Annotated in this window: 1 protein-coding gene; it reads left to right on the top strand. The window is 65.4% G+C overall.

The features are described from left to right. On the top strand, positions 1 to 604 hold a 604-nt coding region (locus tag K3F48_RS23945; protein ID WP_222577939.1), incomplete at both ends, for a phage minor head protein.

Genomic DNA, 604 nt, shown 5'->3' on the forward strand with positions numbered 1-604 from the left:
GACATCCTCGGCGACGTGCGCGGCGCATTGCTCCAGGCGATCGAGGGACGGCGGGATTTCGACGAGTTTCGAAAGGGCCTCGAACCGCTGTTGAAAGAGAAGGGGTGGTGGGGCAAGGCGCAGCAGATCGATCCGCTCACCGGCAAGCCCGTCGAGGTGCAGCTCGGCTCCGCGCGGCGGCTGCGGACCATCTATTGGGCCAACGTCAACACGGCCTATGCCGCCGGCGAATGGGAGCGCACCTGGCGCACGCGGCGCGTGCTGCCTTACGTCGAATATTTGATCTCGACCGCGCTGCATAAGCGCGAGGAACATCTCGAGTGGGTCGGCACGATCCTCGAGGTGGAGGATCCATGGTGGGACACACATTGGCCGCCGAACGGCTGGGGCTGCCTATGCCGCACCGCCCAGCTGTCGGAGGACGAAGCGCAGGGACGTCCGCATTTCGGCAAGCCGCCGCCGGATTTCGGCATGGCGGTATTCGTGAACAAGCGCACCGGCGAAATCTCGCGCGTGCCGATCGGCATCGATCCCGGCTGGAACAACAACCCCGGAAAGTTCCGCATGCGCATGGCGGCCGATCTCATCGCCGGCAAGCTCGACG

This window comes from Methylosinus sp. Sm6 (assembly GCF_019802345.1).
GTDB lineage: Bacteria > Pseudomonadota > Alphaproteobacteria > Rhizobiales > Beijerinckiaceae > Methylosinus.